19 protein-coding genes are annotated in these 18,463 nt (G+C 67.8%); 16 read left to right on the top strand and 3 right to left on the bottom strand.

The window, feature by feature from the left end; translation table 11 throughout:
- The first annotated feature begins 57 nt into the window (after window positions 1-57).
- The 16 genes from ACIPQB_RS08680 to ACIPQB_RS08605 all read left to right on the top strand — a co-directional run bounded on the left by ACIPQB_RS08680 (window position 58) and on the right by ACIPQB_RS08605 (window position 14,156).
- Window positions 58-240 carry a Flp family type IVb pilin gene (locus tag ACIPQB_RS08680; protein WP_446484820.1) on the top strand — a complete coding sequence of 61 codons (183 nt, stop codon included), beginning with the start codon at window positions 58-60 and terminating at the stop codon, window positions 238-240.
- Window positions 241-336: 96 nt separating this feature from the next.
- Window positions 337-1,224 carry a Flp pilus assembly protein CpaB gene (cpaB, locus tag ACIPQB_RS08675; protein WP_446484819.1) on the top strand — a complete coding sequence of 296 codons (888 nt, stop codon included), beginning with the start codon at window positions 337-339 and terminating at the stop codon, window positions 1,222-1,224.
- Window positions 1,225-1,295: 71 nt separating this feature from the next.
- Window positions 1,296-2,756 carry a type II and III secretion system protein family protein gene (locus ACIPQB_RS08670; RefSeq protein WP_446484818.1) on the top strand — a complete coding sequence of 487 codons (1,461 nt, stop codon included), beginning with the start codon at window positions 1,296-1,298 and terminating at the stop codon, window positions 2,754-2,756.
- Complete coding sequence (locus ACIPQB_RS08665) at window positions 2,728-3,045, top strand: hypothetical protein (RefSeq protein ID WP_446484817.1); 318 nt, start codon at window positions 2,728-2,730, stop codon at window positions 3,043-3,045. The genes ACIPQB_RS08670 and ACIPQB_RS08665 overlap by 29 nt, the downstream gene beginning before the upstream one ends.
- 3 nt (window positions 3,046-3,048) lie before the next feature.
- Window positions 3,049-4,518, top strand: coding sequence for a TadE/TadG family type IV pilus assembly protein (locus tag ACIPQB_RS08660; protein WP_446484816.1), 1,470 nt, complete (start codon window positions 3,049-3,051; stop codon window positions 4,516-4,518).
- Window positions 4,511-5,011, top strand: a complete 501-nt coding sequence (locus ACIPQB_RS08655; protein ID WP_446484815.1) for a TadE/TadG family type IV pilus assembly protein — start codon at window positions 4,511-4,513, stop codon at window positions 5,009-5,011. The genes ACIPQB_RS08660 and ACIPQB_RS08655 overlap by 8 nt, the downstream gene beginning before the upstream one ends.
- On the top strand, window positions 5,011-5,607 hold the full coding sequence (locus ACIPQB_RS08650; RefSeq protein WP_446484814.1) for a TadE/TadG family type IV pilus assembly protein: 597 nt from the start codon (window positions 5,011-5,013) through the stop codon (window positions 5,605-5,607). Before ACIPQB_RS08655 ends, ACIPQB_RS08650 begins: the two co-directional genes overlap by 1 nt.
- On the top strand, window positions 5,604-6,824 hold the full coding sequence (locus ACIPQB_RS08645; RefSeq protein WP_446484813.1) for an AAA family ATPase: 1,221 nt from the start codon (window positions 5,604-5,606) through the stop codon (window positions 6,822-6,824). Before ACIPQB_RS08650 ends, ACIPQB_RS08645 begins: the two co-directional genes overlap by 4 nt.
- A 6-nt stretch (window positions 6,825-6,830) precedes the next feature.
- Window positions 6,831-8,177: a CpaF family protein gene (locus tag ACIPQB_RS08640; protein ID WP_446484812.1), complete on the top strand. Its 1,347-nt coding sequence runs from the start codon at window positions 6,831-6,833 to the stop codon at window positions 8,175-8,177.
- Window positions 8,178-8,181: 4 nt separating this feature from the next.
- On the top strand, window positions 8,182-9,177 hold the full coding sequence (locus tag ACIPQB_RS08635) for a type II secretion system F family protein (RefSeq protein WP_446484811.1): 996 nt from the start codon (window positions 8,182-8,184) through the stop codon (window positions 9,175-9,177).
- Window positions 9,178-9,185: 8 nt separating this feature from the next.
- The gene (locus tag ACIPQB_RS08630; protein WP_446484810.1) at window positions 9,186-10,130 is read left to right on the top strand and encodes a type II secretion system F family protein; all 945 of its coding nucleotides are present in this window, start codon (window positions 9,186-9,188) and stop codon (window positions 10,128-10,130) included.
- Window position 10,131: 1 nt separating this feature from the next.
- On the top strand, window positions 10,132-10,956 hold the full coding sequence (locus ACIPQB_RS08625) for a LytR C-terminal domain-containing protein (RefSeq protein ID WP_446484809.1): 825 nt from the start codon (window positions 10,132-10,134) through the stop codon (window positions 10,954-10,956).
- Entirely contained in the window at window positions 10,953-11,870 is a 918-nt protein-coding gene (locus ACIPQB_RS08620; RefSeq protein WP_446484808.1) for a tetratricopeptide repeat protein, read from the top strand. The genes ACIPQB_RS08625 and ACIPQB_RS08620 overlap by 4 nt, the downstream gene beginning before the upstream one ends.
- The gene (locus tag ACIPQB_RS08615; protein WP_446484807.1) at window positions 11,860-12,372 is read left to right on the top strand and encodes an A24 family peptidase; all 513 of its coding nucleotides are present in this window, start codon (window positions 11,860-11,862) and stop codon (window positions 12,370-12,372) included. Before ACIPQB_RS08620 ends, ACIPQB_RS08615 begins: the two co-directional genes overlap by 11 nt.
- 298 nt (window positions 12,373-12,670) lie before the next feature.
- Window positions 12,671-13,285, top strand: coding sequence for a helix-turn-helix transcriptional regulator (locus tag ACIPQB_RS08610; RefSeq protein ID WP_446484806.1), 615 nt, complete (start codon window positions 12,671-12,673; stop codon window positions 13,283-13,285).
- Window positions 13,286-13,769: 484 nt separating this feature from the next.
- Window positions 13,770-14,156, top strand: a complete 387-nt coding sequence (locus ACIPQB_RS08605; protein ID WP_446484805.1) for a hypothetical protein — start codon at window positions 13,770-13,772, stop codon at window positions 14,154-14,156.
- 18 nt (window positions 14,157-14,174) lie between these two features.
- Here ACIPQB_RS08605 and ACIPQB_RS08600 read toward each other — a convergent pair whose 3' ends face one another.
- Genes ACIPQB_RS08600 through ACIPQB_RS08590 form a run of 3 tightly spaced genes read right to left on the bottom strand, consistent with a single transcriptional unit; the run spans window position 14,175 to window position 18,442 of the window.
- A complete protein-coding gene (locus ACIPQB_RS08600; RefSeq protein ID WP_446484804.1) occupies window positions 14,175-15,164 on the bottom strand; it encodes a hypothetical protein in 990 nt (329 codons plus the stop codon).
- Between the two features lies 1 nt (window position 15,165).
- On the bottom strand, window positions 15,166-17,682 hold the full coding sequence (locus ACIPQB_RS08595; RefSeq protein WP_446484803.1) for a fimbrial biogenesis outer membrane usher protein: 2,517 nt from the start codon (window positions 17,680-17,682) through the stop codon (window positions 15,166-15,168).
- On the bottom strand, window positions 17,648-18,442 hold the full coding sequence (locus ACIPQB_RS08590; protein WP_446484802.1) for a fimbrial biogenesis chaperone: 795 nt from the start codon (window positions 18,440-18,442) through the stop codon (window positions 17,648-17,650). Before ACIPQB_RS08590 ends, ACIPQB_RS08595 begins: the two co-directional genes overlap by 35 nt.
- Between the last annotated feature and the right edge of the window lie 21 nt (window positions 18,443-18,463).

Here is an 18,463-nt window from a genome sequence, read left to right as displayed (position 1 = left end):
CTTCTTTAGTTAACCTCGCATTCGGGGCTAATCAAACCACTTGAGGAGGGTGAACCCATGAAGATCCTGCGTGACTTTATTCGTGAAGAGTCCGGCGCTGCGGCGGCCGAGTATGCCCTGATCCTGGCGATCATCGGCAGCGCCATCGCTGTCGCCGCCGTGCTGCTGGGCACCAACATCGGCCAAGCGATCACCGACGCCGCCACCTGCGTCGCCAATCCGACCGCCGCCAACTGCTGACCGAGCCGCCGACGGCGCGGCCGCGCCGCGCCGTCGGTCCACGCGACGCAGCCCCGCAAGAGCGCGCGTCGTCAACAAAGGGGGAGGGGGCGTTCTATGCAAACGCGCACCGTGATTTCCCTGGCCGCGGCCGGGGCCTTGGGTTTGGGCGCCGTCCTCGTCGCCAGAGTCTATGTCGGATCGGTCCAGCCGACCGCTCCATCCGCAAATGATCCCGGCTATGTGCCGGTCGTCGTGGCTTCCCAGCCCCTGACCCGCGGCTTCAAGCTGCAGCCGACCGTGCTCAAGCTCACCCGCTATCCGGCCGACGCCGTGCCCGTGGGCGCCTTTCGCAGCGTCGCCGAAGCCTCGTCGGCCCAGGGCGGCGCCCGCATCGTTCTCAAGGACATCGCGTCCAACGAACCGATCCTGGCCGACCGGGTGTCGGGCCCCGGCGGTCGGATGAACCTTTCGGGCTCCCTGGGCCCCGGCATGCGCGCCGTCTCGCTGCGCGCCAATGACGTGGCGGGCGTGGGCGGCTTCGTGCTTCCCGGCGACCGGGTCGACGTGCTGCTGACCCGCACCCCCAACGGCAACGACCAGAGCACCAGCCTCACCCAGGTGCTGGCCCAGAACGTCCGCGTGGTCGGCGTCGACCAGTCCGACAACCAGGCCGCCGACAAGCCGGTGGTGGTCAAGGCCATCACGGTCGAGGTATCGCCCGACGAGGCCCAGGCCATCACCCTGGCCCAGTCCGTCGGCGCGGTGTCCCTGGCCCTTCGTCAGATCTCCGACCAGGCGCCGCTGAGCCGGCAGGTGACCACCATGGCCGACCTGTCGCGTCACGGCGCCAGCGTGGTCGTTCCGGCCGTTTCGGTCCGTCCCGCCGCCCCGGTCGCGCCGCGCCGGCGGGCCGCCGCCCGCCCTCAGGTCGCCGAAAGCCGCGCCAGCGAGGTCCATGTCACCCGCGGCGTCGTGATCACCGGCTATCAGGTGGGGTCGTAGCCATGCGCGCCCGCCTGTCGCCCTTCTCTGTCAAGCGCGGCCAAGCTTCGCGCGGAACGGGACAACCCAACATGATCCGAAAGAACCTCGTGCACCGCCAGGCGGTGGCCTGGGGCGCGCTGATGGCCGCGGCCGGCCTGGCCATGGCCTCGCCGCCGAGCTTCGCCCAGATGGCCGAGCCGCCGATGATGGCCCCCCCAATGCTGACGGCGGCCCCGGCCCTCCAGAAGGTCGAGATCGTCGTGCCGATGGGCAAGTCGCAGGTGGTCGAACTGCCGGTCGCCTACACCGACCTGATGATCGCCAACCCCGACACCGCCGACGTCCTGCCCCTGAGCCGGCGCTCGATCTATGTGGTGGGCAAGAAGCTCGGCGCCACCGCCCTGACGGTCTATGGGCCCGGACACAGCCTGGTGGCCGCGGCCAACATCGTGGTTTCGGCCGACGTCGAGACCCTCAAGCAGCGGCTGCACGACATCCTGCCCGGCGAAGACGGCCTGGCGGTCAGCGCCAGCAACCAGTCGATCCTGCTGTCGGGTCCGGTCAGCAGCACCGCCGCCGCCGGCCGCGCCGCCGCCCTGGCCGAGAGCTTCGCGCCGGGCCAGGTGGTCAACATGATGTCGGTGCAGGGCTCGCAGCAGGTGACGCTGTCGGTCCGCATCGTCGAGATGGAGCGCTCGACCGCCAAGGCCCTGCGGTTGAACGTAGCCACCGCCACGCCCGGCGAGCCCGGCTACCACCAGTTCGTGATCGGCGCCGGCGACACCGGCGTCACCAACAACGTCCTCGACAGCTTCGGCCTGCTGAAGTTCCCGCTCCGCGCCGGCTCGACGGACCTGAACGTGCTGTTCGACGCGCTGGAGACCAAGGGCGCGGTCAAGACCCTGGCCGAACCCAACCTCACCGCCATGTCCGGCGACACCGCCAACTTCCTGGCCGGCGGCGAATTCCCGGTGCCGGTGGCGCAGAACCAGAGCGGCGGACTGACGACGATCACCGTCGAGTTCAAGCAGTTCGGCATCGCCCTGGCCTTCACGCCGACCGTGCTGCAGGACGGCCTGATCAACCTGGTGGTCAATCCCGAGGTCTCCAGCATCGATCCCAACAGTTCGTTCATCAGCAACGGCCTGCGCATTCCCGGGATCAAGGTGCGGCGGGCCAAGACCACGGTCGAGCTGCGGGACGGCGAGTCCTTCACCATCGCCGGCCTTATCCGCGACGACTACCAGGACCAGATCCGGCAGTTCCCGATGCTCGGCGACATGCCGGTGCTCGGGGCGCTGTTCCGCTCGACCAGCTATCAGCGCAACCAGACCGAGCTGGTGATCGTGGTCACCCCGCACCTGGTCCGGCCGACGCGCGGCGTCATGGCCACCCCGGCCGACCACTTCACCCCGCCGTCCGACGTCGAGCTGTTCCTGCTGGGCCGCACCCAGTCCGGGAAGACGGCCATGACGCCAGAGGACCGCGTGCTTCTGACCGGCGCAACCAAGGGAGGGGTCGATGGACCTTACGGCCATGTGCTCCACTAGATTGATCATCGCCGCCGCAGCGACCCTGGCCCTGGCCGGTTGCGCCCAGACGTCCGCGGATCTCAGCCCCGACTTCGGCCACGCCGTGCGCGCCAACCTCGCCGCCCAGATCGCCGACCCCGACGCCCGCTACGCCCGGGTTCTCGAGCCTGGCGGCGACGGGACGCGGGCGGTGCTGGCGGCCACGCGCTACGGCAAGAACCAGGTCGTCGCGCCGGCTTCGGCCTCGACGTCGAGCGTCGAGATGAAGGGCGGCTCGCGCAATCCTGGCTCGGGTTCGGGCAACTAGGCCATGCGCGCGCTCCGTCGCTTCGCCCAGGATCAGTCCGGTACGGTCGCCGCCTTGACCGGATTGGCCCTGGTCGGACTGGTGGCGATCGGGGGCCTGGCCTTCGACGTCAGCCGGGCGATGGCCCTGCGGGCGGAACTGGAAAGCGCGGTCGACGCGGCGGCCCTGGCTGGGGCGACCCAGCTCGACGGCGGGACGAACGCGATCGGCCGCGCGACCTCGGCCGCTCAGAGCGCCCTGGTCAACAACCGCGCGATCATGGCCGACACCTACGAGACCAGCGTCCTGATCAGCGGCATCAGCTTTCTGAGCACCTTCGATCCGAACGTGGCGACCACGGTGTCGGCCGACGCCCGCTTCATCCGCATCGATCTGCCGGCCCGGCCGCGCGGGCTGGTGTTCGGCGCCCTGACCGGGGTGGCCGGCTTCAACGCCACGGCCCATGCGGTGGCCGGCTATGGCACGGCGATCTGCAAGTCGCCGCCGCTGATGATCTGCAACCCGAACGAGGCCACCAGCCTGACCTTCGACGGCGACGCCTATATCGGCCGCAGCCTGCTGCTGACCCCGCCGCCCTCGGGCAGCAACCCTTGGGGGCCGGGCAATTTCGGCTTCCTGTCGGTGGGCTCGGGCGCGGCCGACGTCAAGAACGCCCTGGGGCGCAATCCGCCGCTGATCGAGTGCTTCGGCGCGACGGCCCTGACCCAGACCGGCAACATCGCCTCGGCCGACGACTGGTTCAACACCCGCTTCGACATCTACAAGTCCTCGGCGAACGGGACCAAGGCGGATCCCTTCTTCGCTCCGGCCATGAACACCATGGTCGGCGGCAAGACCGCCGCGGGCGGCAGCGCCTGTTCGCCCGCCATCTCGACGCCGAGCAATTCCTGCTCCGACGCCACCGCGGTGGCCGGCGGCATGAGCTTCCCGCTCGACTGCAACCAGACCAGCGCGAACGTGGTCGGCACGGGTACCTGGAACATCGCCAAGTACTTCGCCACCAACCATTCGGGCATCAATCCGACGACCTATATTCCGCAGGTTCCGGCCGGCGCCACGGGGTCTGGCTGGGCCGCCTATGGACCGGCGCCGGCCTCCGGCACCTCGCCGACCCGCTACCAGGTCTATAAATGGGAACTGGCGATGCTGAGCGGGGCGATCAGCACGCCGGCCGGCGCCTTCTCCGACGGCCAGACGGCCAGCAGCGGCACGCACGACTACGCCAGGCCCCAGTGCAACACGACCGGCGCCCAGGCCACGCCCGACCGCCGGACGATCTCGGTCGTGGTGATCAACTGCCATGCCGACAATGTCCACGGCAGCACGACCGTTCACGTCATCTCCTATGTCGATCTCTTCCTGACCGCGCCGGCCGTCAGCAACTCGATCTATGGCGAGGTGATCGGATCCACCACCGACACCTCGTCGGTGGGCGCGGAGACCAAGCTCTATGCGGTGCGGCTCTATGACTAGCCCCGCCAAACCCCTTCGTCGATTTCTGCTCGGACGCGCGGGGTCGGCGGCGGTTGAATTTGCGCTGATCCTGCCGCTGCTGACCTTGCTGATGTTCGCCTTCGTCGGCGCCGGGCGGCTGTTCTGGAACTATCACATCGCCGTCTCCTCGGTGCGCGACGCGGCCCGGTTCGCCGCCCGGCTGCCGATGACCTGCGGCGGGCTCACCAACGCCGGCGACCTCCTGCGGGTCCAGCGCCTGGCCCGCACTGGCGACGTCGCAGGAGCCGGCGCGCCGCTGATCGCCAGCTGGACCAGCGACGCCAGCGTCGTGGTCACCGTCACCTGCGTCGGCAACGCCGGCGGGACCTATCTGGGCCGCTACGAAGACGTGGCCAACATTCCGATCGTCAAGGTGACGGCCTCGCCGCCCTATGTCGACTCCTTCGGCGGCCTGACCGGCGTGACCCTGACCGGGTTCACCGTCAGCGCCCAGCAAGCGTGGATGGAATGATGCGCCGGGCGGTTCCCTCCCTGACGCGACTGGCGCGCGACGAAGGCGGCTCCACCGCCGCCGAGTTCGGCTTGATCTGCCTGGTGTTCATCTCGATGATCCTGGGCGTCATCGACATGGGCCGGCTGGCCTGGCGGATCAACGCCGCCAAGGCCGCCACCCGCGAGGCCGCGCGCTACGCCGTCGTCAACCCGATGATCTCGACCTACATGGCCAACTACAATGGCCTGAGCCAGAACATTCCCGGCGGTCAGGTCGTGCCGAACATGGCGTTCCGTTGCTCCGGCGCCAGTTCGTCCTGCACGCAGATCGTCGGCAGCGGCGGCAATCCCGGGTTCAACGCCACCGTCTTCAACGCCATGCTGGCCAAGATGCAGGGTCTCGATCCCGAGATCCAGGCGGCCAATGTCGTCGTCACCTACCGGCATGTCGGCCTGGGCGTGGTCGGCGATCCCTACGGGCCCGACATGGAGCCGCTGGTCACCGTCAGCCTGACCGGCGTGACCTTCCAGAGCGCGGCCCTGCAGATCTTCGGCGTCGCGCCGTTCACCTTGCCAGACATGGCGTCAACACTCAGCGGGGAGAGCTTGTCATGAGCCTGCTGCATTTCGGACGAAGCCATCCGGCCGCGCAGATCGCGCCGCCTCCCAGCCGGCCCTGTGTCTGGCGGGTGGGGCTTTGCGGCGGCGTCCTGGGGGCCGCGCCGCCCACCGCCATGCTGTCGGCGATGTTCCCCGCGGCGACCTTCCGGGATGTCGAAAGCGCCTGGCCGGAGCGCGGCGCCCAGGGCTTCGACCTGCTGATCGTCGGCTTGAACGGAGCCGATCCGTCCGAGGTCGAACGGGCGGCGGCCAGGGTCGCGGCCTCGGCCGGGCGGGTCGAAATCCTGGTGGTTCTCAGCGGGGCCGACATCGAGACCACGCGACGGATGATCCATCAAGGCGCCGTCGACGTCCTGCCGGCGCCGGTCACCGACACCACCCTGACCATCGCGCTGGAACGGATCTTCTGCCGGCTGGATACGGGCCGCGCCCAACGCCGCAACGGCGAGCTGGTCAGCATCCTCAAGGCCGGCGGCGGCGTCGGCGCCACCGCCCTGGCGACCCAGGCCGCGGTGATGTTGGCCGGCAATCCGGCGCTCAACGGCGTCTGCCTGGCCGACCTGGACCTGCAGATGGGCATGGCCGGCCTCTATCTCGACGTGGCCGACACGGTGACCCTGACCCAGGTCCTGGCCGCCGGCGGCGCCGTCGAGGACGTGCCGCTCGCCTCGTCGCTTCCGGCCCACAACAGCGGCGCCCGCGTGCTGGTCGCGCCCCATGAATTCATGCCGGTGGAGACGCTCAATCCGGCGCTCGTCGACAGCCTGGTCGCGGCGCTGCGCCGGGATTTCGAGATCTCGCTGGTGGACCTGCCCACGGTCTGGACCGCGTGGACCAATCGCCTGCTGCGGCAGTCGCAGCGCATCGTTCTGGTCACCCGCCTGTCGGTGCCGCATGTGCACCTGGTCCGGCGCCAATTGCACATGCTGGAGGCCCAGCACCTCGGCGACATCCCGCTCACCCTGGTCTGCAACCAGATGGAGGCCGACGGGGTCAGCGGCATATCGCTGAAGGCGGCGGAGCAGGCGATCGGCCGCGCCTTCGACCTGGTGATCCCGGAGGACCACCGGCTGATGCATCAGGCGATCAACCAAGGCGTGGCGCTCAGCGCCTTGCGCCGCGGCTCGAAGATCGAGGCGGCCATCGCTCGCCTGGTCGACCTGGTCGCCGCGTCGCATGTCGCCCCGGCCGCCCTGAGCATCGGGAGATAGATCGCCATGCTCTGGAACGATGACAGCAAGCATATCGTCGCCAACGCCGTCGCGGTGTCCTACCCGCAGGCCACGACGGTCGACGACGCCCTGGGGCTGAAGGTGCGGCTGCATCAGCGGCTGATCGACCTGCTCAATCTCAACCTGCTCGACCGCATCCCGCGCGAGACGTTGCGGCTCGAGATCCGGGGCGTGGTGACCGGCCTGCTGGCGGAGGAAAAGCGCCTGCTGACCCCGGCCCAGACCGATCAGCTGATCGACGAGATCCTCGACGAACTCCTGGGCCTGGGCCCGTTGGAGCCGCTGCTGAAAGACGACAGCGTCACCGACATCCTGATCAACACCCACGAGATGGTCTATGTCGAGCGGGCGGGAAAGCTGCAGCGCACCAATGTGCGCTTCCAGGACACCCGTCACCTGGTCCGGATCATCAACAAGATCGTCGCCGCGGTCGGACGCCGGATCGATGAATCCCAGCCGATGGTCGACGCCCGGCTGGCCGACGGTTCGCGCGTCAACGCCATCATCCCGCCGCTGGCTGTGGACGGACCGCTGGTCTCGATCCGAAAGTTCTCGCGGTCGCCGCTGTCGATGGATCGGCTGGTGGAGCTGGGCAGCATCACCAAGGAAATGTGCCAGGTGCTCGAGGCCGTCGTCGCCGCCCGGCGCAATATCCTGATTTCGGGCGGCACCGGCTCGGGCAAGACGACCCTGCTCAACGCCCTGTCAGCCTTCATCAGCGACCACGAGCGGATCATCACCATCGAGGATTCGGCCGAACTGCAGCTGCAGCAGTCGCATGTGGGGCGCCTGGAGACCCGTCCCGCCAATATCGAAGGGCAGGGCGAGGTTCAGCAGCGCGAGCTGGTGCGCAACGCCCTGCGCATGCGCCCCGACCGGATCATCGTCGGCGAAGTCCGCACCGGCGAGGCCTTCGACATGCTGCAGGCCATGAACACCGGCCACGACGGCTCGATGACCACGGTCCACGCCAATACGCCGCGCGATGCGCTGTCCCGCGTGGAACAGATGGTCGGCATGGCCGGTCTCGACATTCCGGCGCGGTCGATCCGCGGCCAGATCGCCTCGGCCATCCACGTCATCGTCCAGGCCGAGCGGATGGAGGACGGCGGCCGCCGCATCGTCTCCATCGCCGAGATTTCCGGCATGGAGGAGGACGTCATCTCCATGCAGGAGATCTTCCGCTTCCGGCGGGTGGGCCGCGGAGCCCAGGGCCAGGTCGTGGGCCAGTACGAGGCCACCGGCGTGCGCCCCAAGTTCATGGAGGTGCTGGGCCCGCGCGGCATCGAATTGCCGGCCGGCCTGTTCGCCCCCGGCCGGGTTTCGGTGTAGCGCCATGGAACAGCTACTTCCCCCCATGGTGCTGGTTCTGGCCTTCGTCGGGGTCACGCTTCTGGCCCAGACCCTGCTCAGCCTGGCGTTCACCGCCCGCGACGGCGCCCATCGGGTCAATCGTCGCCTGACGATGATGGCCAAGGGCGTCCCTCAGGCCGAGATCTACGCCAAGCTGGTGCGGCATCCCAAGACCGGCTGGGTCAGCCGCTCGCAGTTCGCCGCGCTGCATGACCGGGCCGCGCTGTTCTGCCGGCAGGCGGGGCTGTCGGTCGGGCCGATGCGGATCGTGGGCGTCGTGGCCGCCGCCGCCGGCGGCCTGTGGCTGGTGTCGCTGCTGTTCCTGCGCGCTTCGCCGGTGAGCACGCCGTTTTCGCAGACCCTGATGGCGGCGTTCGGCGCGATCAGCCTTTCGGCCGCTGTCGCGGCGATCTGGATCGCCCAGCGCCGCGCCGGCCGGCTGTGCAAGCTGGAGGACCAGTTGCCGCTGGCGCTCGACATCATGGTCCGGGCGCTGAAGGCCGGCCATCCGGTGGTGTCCGCGGTCAACCTGGTGACCCAGGAGATGCCGGATCCGATCGGCACCGAATTCGGCATCGTCATGGACGAAACCACCTATGGCGGCGAGTTCAAGGACGCGCTTCACAGCCTGGCGGTGCGGACGGGGTCAAAGGACATCGCCTTCTTCTCGGTCAGCGTCGCGATCCAGGCCGAGACCGGCGGCAACCTGGCCGAGATCCTGGGCAGCCTGGCGGCGGTGATCCGTGGACGGGCCACCCTCAGCAAGCGGATCCGCTCGCTGTCGAGCGAGGGCCGGATGTCGGCGATGATCCTCAGCCTGCTGCCGATCATCTGCGTCTCGATCGTCAGCGCCTTCAATCCCGAGTTCTACACCAACAAGTTCTCCGACCCGGCCTTCTGGCCGATCGTCGGCGGCATCGTGCTTCTCTACCTCCTTGGCCAACTGATGATCCGTCGGATCGTCAAGTTCAAATACTGAGGTCCGGCATGGGCATGCTCGCGATAGTGCTGCAGATCCTTCTCTTCGCCCTCGTCATGGGCGTGGCCTGGGTCGCCATCCGCGCGGCGGAGCAGGGCATGTTGCTGCGGCGACGGATGCGGGTCCGGCCGGTCGTCGAAGAGACCTCGACCGCCGAAGGGCTGATCAAGTCATCCAAGATCGAAAACCGGGCCCTAGCCTGGATCCAGGCGCGGCTGCCGACCGGATCGGGCAAGGGGCCGTCGCGGCTGTCGCTGACCCTGGCGGAGGCCGGCTTCGAGGCGCCGTCGGCCGCCTCCTGGTACGTCCTGATCCGGATCGCCACGGCCGTGGGCCTGCCTCTGCTGCTGTTGCTCGGTCAGAAGATTTCGCCGATGCCGCTGACCGGGCTGAAGCTGATGATCGGGACCCTCGTCCTTTGCGGGTTCGGCCTGGTCGTTCCGGCCATGGTGGTCGATCTGCGGGTCGCCGACCGCCGGCAGCGGATCGAGCATCAATTCCCCGACGCCCTGGACCTGATGGTGGTGTGCGTCGAGGCCGGGCTCGGCGTCGACGCCGCCTTCGTCCGGGTCAGCCAGGAGATCGCTCCGTCCCATCCGGACATCTCCCGCGAGTTCAACCGTGTCTCGCAGGAATTGCGGGCCGGCCGCAGCCGCTCGGATGCGCTGCGGATCATGGCCGAGCGGGTTCACGTCGACGCGCTGCGCGCCTTCGCCGCCCTGATGATCCAGACCGACAGTCTGGGCGCCAGCATCACCCAGTGCCTGAGGTCCTATTCCTCGGAACTGCGTGAAACCCGGTTCCTCAAGGGCGAAGAGAAGGCCATGCGCATCCCGGTCCTGCTGACCATGCCGCTGGTCGCCTGCATCCTGCCGGTGATCATCACCGCGCTGCTGCTGCCGGCCGGACTGGATGTCGCCCACCACCTGCTTCCTGCTCTGAAGAGGCACTGACATGCGACGGTTGCTCCTGCTCTCCTGCCTTTGCGTCGTCGCTCCGGCCGGCCAAGGCTGCGCCGTCCTGCAACGATGGGCGGACCTGGGCGGGACCCAGGCCCCGCGCGAGACCCGCTTCACTCCAACCGCGGCCCTGGCCGCGCCTGACCCGGCGGCGGTGGTCGATCGGCTTTACGCCCGCGCCGCCCAGGCTATCTCGGTCCGGGACTACGCCCTGGCGCTGGATCTGTTGCAGGTCGCCGCCGCCCGCGCTCCCGACGACGTCCGCGTGCTCAACGCCCAGGGCGTGGTCTATGACAAGCTGGGCCGTTTCGACCTCAGCGTCCGCTACTATGCGCACGCTCTACGGGTCGATCCCCACTCGGCGATCGTGGCCCACAACCAGGCCTATTCCGCCTTTCTGCAAGGGCAGGAGGCCGTTTCGAACCAAGCCCGCCTGGCGCCGTCGGTCGTTTCGACGCCCGACCCGATCGCGCCGCCGCCACCGGCGCCGGTCGTGATCGAGGCGGCTGCGCCGGCGCGCATCGCCGTCCGTCCGGTTGAAATCGTTGACGCCACCGGGTTCGCCCAAGGCGCCAAGCCGATCCATCTGGCCCTGGCCCGCCTGGGCTGGTCGGTGGCGCTGACGGCGTCGGCGCCGCAAACCAGCCCCAGGTCGGTCCTGATCTATGGCCACGGCTATCACGACCTGGCCCGGGCGCTGGCCCGGTCATTGCCCTTCGCGCCCGCCATCGCGGCCGGCGAGGGCGGCGGAACTCACTTGAAGCTCATTCTCGGCGCGGACGCCGTCCGACCCGAGGCCCAGGCAAGGACCAAGGCATGAACAGACTGACTATTGGCGCGGCCGCGGCCGTGATGATCCTGGCGGCGTCGCCGTGCGGAGCGGCGAGCTTCTGGGGACGCGCGAAAGCGCCGCCGGCCCCCACGATTGCGACCTCCGTCGAGTCGGCGGCCAATGACGCCCTGGTCGCCGATATCGACACCGCCTTGAAGGAGGGGCGGCGGGTCGACGCCACGGCCCTGCTGAACCGGGCGCTGCTCGGCGGCGGCAGCGGAGATCCGCGCCTGATGGTGTTGCTCGGCGAGGCGAACCTGTCGCGGAACGACTATGAAGGCGCCCTGGCCGCGTTCCGCCAGGTCCCGGGCGACGGCGCCAGCCATTGGCGGGCTCGCCAGGGCGAGGGCCTGGCTCTCTCGATCCTGGGCCGGTCGGACGCCGCGATCGCCGTGCTGCAAGAGGCGGTGGCCAAGGATCCCGGCCTGTGGCGGGCCTGGAACGGCCTGGGCAGCGAGTACGACCGCCGCCATGACTGGACCCGGGCCGAAGCGGCCTACGCCCAGGCCTTGCAGGCCTCCGACGGCGACGCCTGGGTGCTGAACAATCGCGGCTTCTCCCGCCTGCTCCAGGGACGCCTGGACGAGGCCGCCGCGGATCTGGTCAAGGCGCTGGAGAAGCGTCCCGATCTGGCGGCCGCGCGGGGCAACCTGCGTCTGGCGATCGCCCTGCAGGGTGAATACGGCCGCGCCGCCGCCAAGGGCGGCGGCGATGATCCGGCGGCCCTGCTCAACAACGCCGGGTTTGGCGCGATCCTGCGCGGCGACTACGACAAGGCCATCGCCTTGCTCGACCAGGCGGGGCAGGCGCGGGGGGCCTACTATCCGCTGGCCAGCGAGAACCGGAAGCTGGCGCTGAGCCTCCAGACCCACGCCCCCGCCGGAGCCGGTGATGGAAACTGATTTTGTTCGCCTGACCTGGTCGACCGCCTACGCCCTGCTGTTCGTGGCGGCGGCGGCGTCGGACGTCTGGAGCCGGAAGATCCCGAACTGGACCGTCCTGGGCCTGATGGCGCTGTTCGCCGTCGCCATTCCCTTCAGCTGGCTGTCGTCGAGCTGGGGCGCGGCGCTGCTGACGGCGGTCGTCGCCCTGGCGGCGGGCTTCGTGCTCTATGCGGGCAAGATCCTGGGGGCCGGCGACGCCAAGCTGCTGGCCGCCGCCGCCCTGTTCGCAGGGCCCGACCACCTTCTGCTGCTGCTGGTGATCACCACGATCGCCGGCGGCGTGCTGGCGGTCATGGCGCTGATGGCGCGGCCCTACGCCGAGGCGTTCGCCCTGTCCTGGCGACCGCGCCTGCAGCCGGGCGTGCCCTATGGGGTTGCGATCGCGCTCGGCGCGCTTGGCGTGGGCTGGGTGTCCGGCGTCTTGGCAGTCAGGGAGTCCCTGGTTCACCTCAGTCTTTAACTCCTAGTCTCAAACACACCACGCAGAGTGCGACATATTCCCCAAATGCGAGATATTTGGCATCTTTAAGGTGAGTAAAACCAGGTTATCATGCGTTCATATAATCGTTTGGAGTACCCAGTTCTGGGTATGCGACAGGTAAAGAATTAGTATCATATTCTTATAGGGGTGAAATTGGCGGTGAGATGATCTTAGATACTATAAATCGCACGATCGATTTAAGGTCTACTTTGATTTTCACGGCCATGCCATCGAACAAGGGGCGCGCGAACAGCGCGGAGAGTAAATGGGACTGAGCATGATGATCGAAGTCGCCGACCCGGAAACCCAGCACGGAGCGTTTGGGACGGACGTCGCCAACGCCATCCTCAACCTGGTGAACTTTGGCGTGATCGTCGCCGACGGCGAGGGCCGCCCCTGCGCGACCAATGATCTGGCCTGGAACTATGTCTCCGCCGGCGACGGCCTGGCTCAGAAGAACGGCCTGCTGATCACCGAGAGCGACTTCGAGACCGAGGCGCTCCGCAGCCGCATCGCCGCCGCCGTGCGGCTGGGGCAGTCGGCCGCCATGCTGGTTCACCGCTCCAAGAACATCAAGCCGCTGGTGCTGCTGCTGGAGCCGTTCGTCGCCGACGACACCGGCCAGCGCTGCGCCCTGATCACCGTGCGCGAGGTCGGGCGTCCGTCCAACCGCGTCGCTGAGCGGGCCCGGATGATGTTCAACTTCTCGCCGGCGGAAGCCGAGATCGTCTCGCGCGTGGCCCAAGGTCGCGAACCGGTCGACATCGCCGCGGAGCGGAACGTCAGCATCAACACCTTGCGGGTCCAGATGGCCTCGGCGATGGTCAAGGTCGGCGTTCACCGTCAGGCGGAGCTGGTTTCGGTGATTTCCTCGGCTGATATACTTCTGTAAATGAGATAATCCGAGGTCCTCGAAAGATATCGGTCAATATAGTAGTAAATACGCCATATTTTTTCGCTGAATTCATTGTGTTAGTATCGTTTTGTCGCCACGGAGATCGTCATCGAGACGGCCACCAGCGCACGGAATCGGTGTCGTCGATATCCCCCCGAGATAGTCGACGATGTTCAGCGACGGCTTACGTCGCTGAGCGCCGAGTCGAAGCCCACCCCCCAACGCTTCGGCTCGGCGCCGGTCGGCGCTACGTTCACAAGCAACGTTTCTCGCCTTTGGCGCAAAATAGATCTACGCATTCGTGGGATTGTATTTAGTAATGAATTTTTACTAGGTAGTTTTATATAGATATCACTGCATAGCGACAAATATGCATCCTTACTAGGAATTTTGTTTACCAACCTTTGTGGGCCGTTGTTTAACCCTGGATGCGGATGATCGCGGGGATCATCTTCAAATGGGGATTGCAATGCGTTTCAAAATGCTCGTAGCGGCTGTCGCCGCCTGCGGATTTGTCGGCGCCGCGGAAGCCGCGCCGGGGGGCTATGACCTCCGCATCGAAGGCCATGTGCCGGTGATCTGCCGCGTCGACCTGGAGAACGGCTCGGCCTCCACCGGCCAAGTCACCGATCTGGGCCGGATGTCGGAGTTCTGCAACAACGCCGCCGGCTACGAGGTGTGGCTGACCCACGCCCAGGGCCTGAGCTCGGCGGCCGTTTATGTCGACGGCCAGCGCATCGCCCTGTCGTCGACCGGCTCCACGCTGATCAGCCATTCCGCCACGGCCGCCTCCACGGTCCACGACCTGCGGCTGGACCCCGGCGCCGACCAGGTCGGCAACCTGTCGCTGCGGATCTCGGCGCTCTAGAGCAAGCCGCGCCGACGGTCACATGCAGGGGACGGGCGTGGACGGGGGGGGGGCCGCCAGCGGGGTCACGGTGACCGTCAGGATGTCCTGGTAGTTCGGCGCGGGCGCCTTGCCCGCACCGCCTTCGGCCAGAGTCGGCGTCACCGCCAGGTACTGGCCCGAAAGGCCGGCGCGCTGGCAGGTCACCGTCGTGAAGGTCGGCGAGGCCGTGGTCTTGGTCTGGCCCAGGAAGTCCAGCGAATAGGCGATGCGCTGGTTCGCTGTCGCCAGCGAGCCGCCGGGATAGGTCATCCGGAACTGGTTGGCCGAGGTCAGGGCCACGGAGTAGGGGCCCGAGCTGGCCACGCGGATCGCGCCGGTGCGCTGCTTGACCGAATTGGGCGTCGAGGGCAGGGCCGCCGTGGTCAGGCCGCCGATCTCGCCGAAGTCCAGGGCCGGGCCCACGAAGCTGGCCTGCAGCGCGCTCAACACGTTGATCCTGACGTCGAGCGAGTGGGGATCGACGCCGGATTCATCGGCCGCGCCGCCGGTCCGCTTGCAGAAATATTTGAGGTCGAGAAAAAGATCGGTCGCGCCGGCCGGCAGGTCGGCGCCGCTGGGCACCGTCACCGTCACCGCGAAGGTCAGAACATCCGTCTGACCCACTCCGCCGAAATTGAGTTCGATCTCGTTGGGATTGGTGTTGTTCGGATCGAGCACGTGACCGGGCGGATTTTCGAGGATCTGACCTCCCGTCGCGGTCTGAACAATGGCCAGGCTCGAAGGCGTGTCGGGGCGGCGCAGATAGATGAAATCGACCTCCTGGGTCTTTTTGCCGCCGACGGCCGGCGGTCGATGGGCGGTGACGGTCAGGGTCTGGACCGTGGTGCCGGTCGGGCTGAACGGATCGAAATTGCCCGACAACACCACCGGATCGAAGGTGACGCACTGGGCCAGGGCCGATCCGGCCATCAGCGATGCGGCGCCGGCGGCGAGGCCCAGGATGAGCGTGTGACAGCGGCGTTTCATGTCAGCCTCCAGTGGCGTCGGGCTTGAGGTCGCCGGTCTTCACGAAGCCTTCGGCGGCGGCGGGAACATCGAGCCGGTAGACGGTGGGGGGCGTGGTGCCCATCTCGATCCGCCAGTGGCCGGGACGCAGGCCCGAGGCGCCGAACCGGCCGTCGCGATTGGTGAACAGGACGATCGGCTCGCGGTTGGGGGCTGCGGCTTCGGTGGCCTTGCCCGAGATCAGCACCAGCGGGGCGCCCTCGGCGTCGACCAGGCGGCCGATCGCGGTGATCGAATAGTCCGACCCGACCACCAGCTTGTAGCCCGACCGATAGGGCGGGAAGAGCCGGAACGAGCCGGAGCCGAGGTCGTATCCGGACGGCGCATTGGAGGCGTCCACCGTGATCGTCCGATCGGCATAGGAGCTGAGGTTGCTTTCGAGCGCCGTGCCCATCTGGCCGGAATTGGAGGTGTAGCCGAACGGCGTGGGATTCACCGTGATGTCGGCGCCCTTCAGGCTCTTGTGCGGCTTGACGATGGCGAAGCTGTCATAGACCGGGCGTCCGATCGAGACTGCGCCGTCGGCGAAGCCGATCGAGGTGCCCAGCCGCATCGAGGTGCGCCCGTTGTCGCCGCCGTCGAAGGCCGTGAAGTGCGACAGGCCCAGCTCCGCCCGGTTGGCGATGTAGTTGAAGCTGCCGTTGAAGGCCGAATCGTCGGGCGAGCGCGAGACCTCGGCATAGGCGTTGTAGGAGCCCACGCCCTGGCCGTGCAGTGTCTGATAGGCGATGCGGGCCCGGTCGTCGCGGCCGTCATATTCCGCCCGCAGGCTGGAATTGTTCGAGAATTGCCAGTTCAGCGAGATCAGGGCCGAGGTTTCCCGACGGCCGGGAACGTCGTCGTACATGACGTTGGCTGTGACCGCGAGGTTCGAGGTCAGGCGATAGCCGACGCCGACCCGATAGGCGCTGGCGTCCGGATAGGCGCCGCGGCCGCTGGAGTAGCGGCCGTCGAAACTGGCGTAGATCGCGTCGCTGAAGGCGTGGGAGTAGCCTGCGCCCAGGACGTAGTCGTAGCGGTTGTCCGGGATGAACGTGCCCACCGGGCCGAACTGGCGGCTGCGGGTTTCGAAGGACAGGTTGACCGAGTCGGCCTGGCCGCCGGGGAACTGGAACAGGCGTTGCAGGGTGATGATGGTGGCGTAGCCCGAGCCGAAGCCGTCGTTGTGCGACAGGGCGAAGTCCACGCCCAGCGTGCCGAACGACGTGCCGAACAGGCCTTCCACCCCGGCCATGACGGTGCGGTTGTCGCCCTGGCCGTTGACCCCCAGCGTCACCCGCTGGCTGATGCCGCGGCGATAGAAGCCGCTGACGGTGAAGTTGTCCTGATAGTCGGGACCGTCGGCGAGCAGCGGCGCCTTGACGCCGGCATAGAGGCCGAATTCCGACAGGTCCGGATCCAGCTGCGCCCGGTCGAAGAAGACGTTGAAGCTGAGGGTCTCGCGCCGCCCGGTGTCGTCCTCGATCAGCAGGCGCACGTCGTTGGCGCCCTGGGCGAACGGGAAGTCGCGGACATTGTAGCGTCCGGGGTCGAGCCGCAGCCGCCGGGTCAGCTGGTTGTTGAGGATGACGCTGACATTGGAGGCCCGCGCCAGGGTGAAGGCTTCCTGGCCCCGCGGCCGCGCGATCCGCTGCGGCTGCATCACGCTGTAGGAGCGGTAGATCGACACCCCGGCGATATCCGGGGCCGATTGGAAGCCGCGGTTGGTGGTCTGCAGGTCGCCGAAGGTCCAGCGCATGACGTTTTTGACGTCGTCATAGATCACCCGGGTGCCCAGGCGCTGGTAGTCGTTGTTCCCGCCGGGCTGCCAGACGGCCTCGTTCTCGAGCACGAAACCGTGCAGGCGGATGGCGCTGTCGAGCAGGAAGTTCGGGTCGCCCAGGCCAGTGTCGAGGCCCTGTTCGACATAGTCGACCGAACCGCGGATGTTCAGATAACCGCTGAAGCCGGCCGGCTGGGTGAAGCTGCCGATGTCCGCCCGGTCCATGGGCGTGACCTGCAGGCTGCGCACCGCCTTCATTTCCGACGGGATCTGGAGCCGCAGCTCGAGAGTCCGCGGATCGTAGCTCATCTGGATCTGGGCGTGGGTGACCGCTTCGGGACCGACCATGGCCCGGCCGGCCAGGGCCGAGCGCAGGGCCGCCACGTGCGGCGGGTCCAGGACGGTGGCCAGCAGACCGAGCAGCCGTTCCGACGGCATCGACAGCTGGCCGTCGGCCGAAATGGTCAGCGGCATGTCGCCAAGATAGAAGTCGCCGTCCTTCAGCGGCACCGTGAGGTTGACCTCGCGGCCGGTCGGATTGAGCTGGCGTTGGGCGTCCGCCGCAGCCTGGACCGAGGTCGGCTCCTGCAGGCTGGCGTAGGGAACCGGATCGGCGAACGCGGCGACCGGCGCGCCGCCGATCATGCAGCAGGCCAGCAGCCAGCGCCGATAGGCGCGCGCCCTAGCGGCCTTCGTCGGAAGTGAATTGGGCTTCAATGGAGCCTCCTGCGGCCGCCGTGAGGGGCAGCTCGATGGGAACAGCGATGCGCCGGGTCTGGCCGGAGGCGATCAGGCCAAAGCCGATCGTCTGTTGAATCTCCGGCCCGGGAAGCGTCCGTTGGAACACCGCCTTGCCGGCGGAGTCCTTTTCGGTGATGCGCAGGCGCCCGCGGGAGAGGTATCCGTGCGTGTTCGAAGCGTTGGCCACATAGACGACGGGGATCGGCTTGCCGCTGGCGTCCTGGCCGATCTCGGCCTTGGACATCGCCAGGCTCGGCTTGCCGCCGATCGGGCTGATGCTGGCCAGGACCTGGAAGTTGTAGAGGATCTGGATGGCCGACTGCCCCTCCGGCAGCTTCACCGGCATCTGGGCGACGGTGACGTAGTAATGCTTGCTCTGGGCCAGGGCCGGGTCGCCGACCCACTGGATGCGGAAGGTCTGGGTGTCGCCCGGCTGGATCACCGCCTGCGGCGGGAAGATCAGCAGGTCGTTGGACGGGGTGTTCTGCGGGTGCGCGCCCTTGTCGTCGAACGACAGCTCCTCGGCCCGCAGTTCCACCGGCAGCGGGTTGGCGAAGGTGTTCTGGACGGTCACGACCTGCGACATGCCGCGGCCGGTGGGCTTGAGGTCGATGACGACCGGCTGCACCGTCATGGCGACGGCCACGGTCGAGGATCCGGCCAGGCTGGCCAGGACCATGCTGGCGGCCGCCACGGCCCCCAGCCACCGGCGGCGACTGATCTGAGAACGCGTCATTCTGGGTTCATTCCTCATGAT

Source organism: Caulobacter sp. LARHSG274 (assembly GCF_052871235.1).
The sequence above is the reverse complement of the archived record's forward strand: the minus strand, read 5'-3'. Positions and strand labels throughout refer to the sequence as shown.

What these genes read in the sequence shown, in the direction of transcription:
- ACIPQB_RS08655 (WP_446484815.1), top strand. Translation starts at nt 4,511, where the DNA reads ATGACTAGCCCCGCCAAACCCCTTCGTCGATTTCTGCTCGGACGCGCG.
- cpaB (WP_446484819.1), top strand. Translation starts at nt 337, where the DNA reads ATGCAAACGCGCACCGTGATTTCCCTGGCCGCGGCCGGGGCCTTGGGT.
- ACIPQB_RS08645 (WP_446484813.1), top strand. Translation starts at nt 5,604, where the DNA reads ATGAGCCTGCTGCATTTCGGACGAAGCCATCCGGCCGCGCAGATCGCG.
- ACIPQB_RS08680 (WP_446484820.1), top strand. Translation starts at nt 58, where the DNA reads ATGAAGATCCTGCGTGACTTTATTCGTGAAGAGTCCGGCGCTGCGGCG.
- ACIPQB_RS08620 (WP_446484808.1), top strand. Translation starts at nt 10,953, where the DNA reads ATGAACAGACTGACTATTGGCGCGGCCGCGGCCGTGATGATCCTGGCG.
- ACIPQB_RS08670 (WP_446484818.1), top strand. Translation starts at nt 1,296, where the DNA reads ATGATCCGAAAGAACCTCGTGCACCGCCAGGCGGTGGCCTGGGGCGCG.
- ACIPQB_RS08610 (WP_446484806.1), top strand. Translation starts at nt 12,671, where the DNA reads ATGATGATCGAAGTCGCCGACCCGGAAACCCAGCACGGAGCGTTTGGG.
- ACIPQB_RS08625 (WP_446484809.1), top strand. Translation starts at nt 10,132, where the DNA reads ATGCGACGGTTGCTCCTGCTCTCCTGCCTTTGCGTCGTCGCTCCGGCC.
- ACIPQB_RS08640 (WP_446484812.1), top strand. Translation starts at nt 6,831, where the DNA reads ATGCTCTGGAACGATGACAGCAAGCATATCGTCGCCAACGCCGTCGCG.
- ACIPQB_RS08600 (WP_446484804.1), bottom strand. Translation starts at nt 15,164, where the DNA reads ATGAAACGCCGCTGTCACACGCTCATCCTGGGCCTCGCCGCCGGCGCC.
- ACIPQB_RS08590 (WP_446484802.1), bottom strand. Translation starts at nt 18,442, where the DNA reads ATGACGCGTTCTCAGATCAGTCGCCGCCGGTGGCTGGGGGCCGTGGCG.
- ACIPQB_RS08615 (WP_446484807.1), top strand. Translation starts at nt 11,860, where the DNA reads ATGGAAACTGATTTTGTTCGCCTGACCTGGTCGACCGCCTACGCCCTG.
- ACIPQB_RS08605 (WP_446484805.1), top strand. Translation starts at nt 13,770, where the DNA reads ATGCTCGTAGCGGCTGTCGCCGCCTGCGGATTTGTCGGCGCCGCGGAA.
- ACIPQB_RS08630 (WP_446484810.1), top strand. Translation starts at nt 9,186, where the DNA reads ATGGGCATGCTCGCGATAGTGCTGCAGATCCTTCTCTTCGCCCTCGTC.
- ACIPQB_RS08650 (WP_446484814.1), top strand. Translation starts at nt 5,011, where the DNA reads ATGCGCCGGGCGGTTCCCTCCCTGACGCGACTGGCGCGCGACGAAGGC.
- ACIPQB_RS08635 (WP_446484811.1), top strand. Translation starts at nt 8,182, where the DNA reads ATGGAACAGCTACTTCCCCCCATGGTGCTGGTTCTGGCCTTCGTCGGG.
- ACIPQB_RS08660 (WP_446484816.1), top strand. Translation starts at nt 3,049, where the DNA reads ATGCGCGCGCTCCGTCGCTTCGCCCAGGATCAGTCCGGTACGGTCGCC.
- ACIPQB_RS08665 (WP_446484817.1), top strand. Translation starts at nt 2,728, where the DNA reads ATGGACCTTACGGCCATGTGCTCCACTAGATTGATCATCGCCGCCGCA.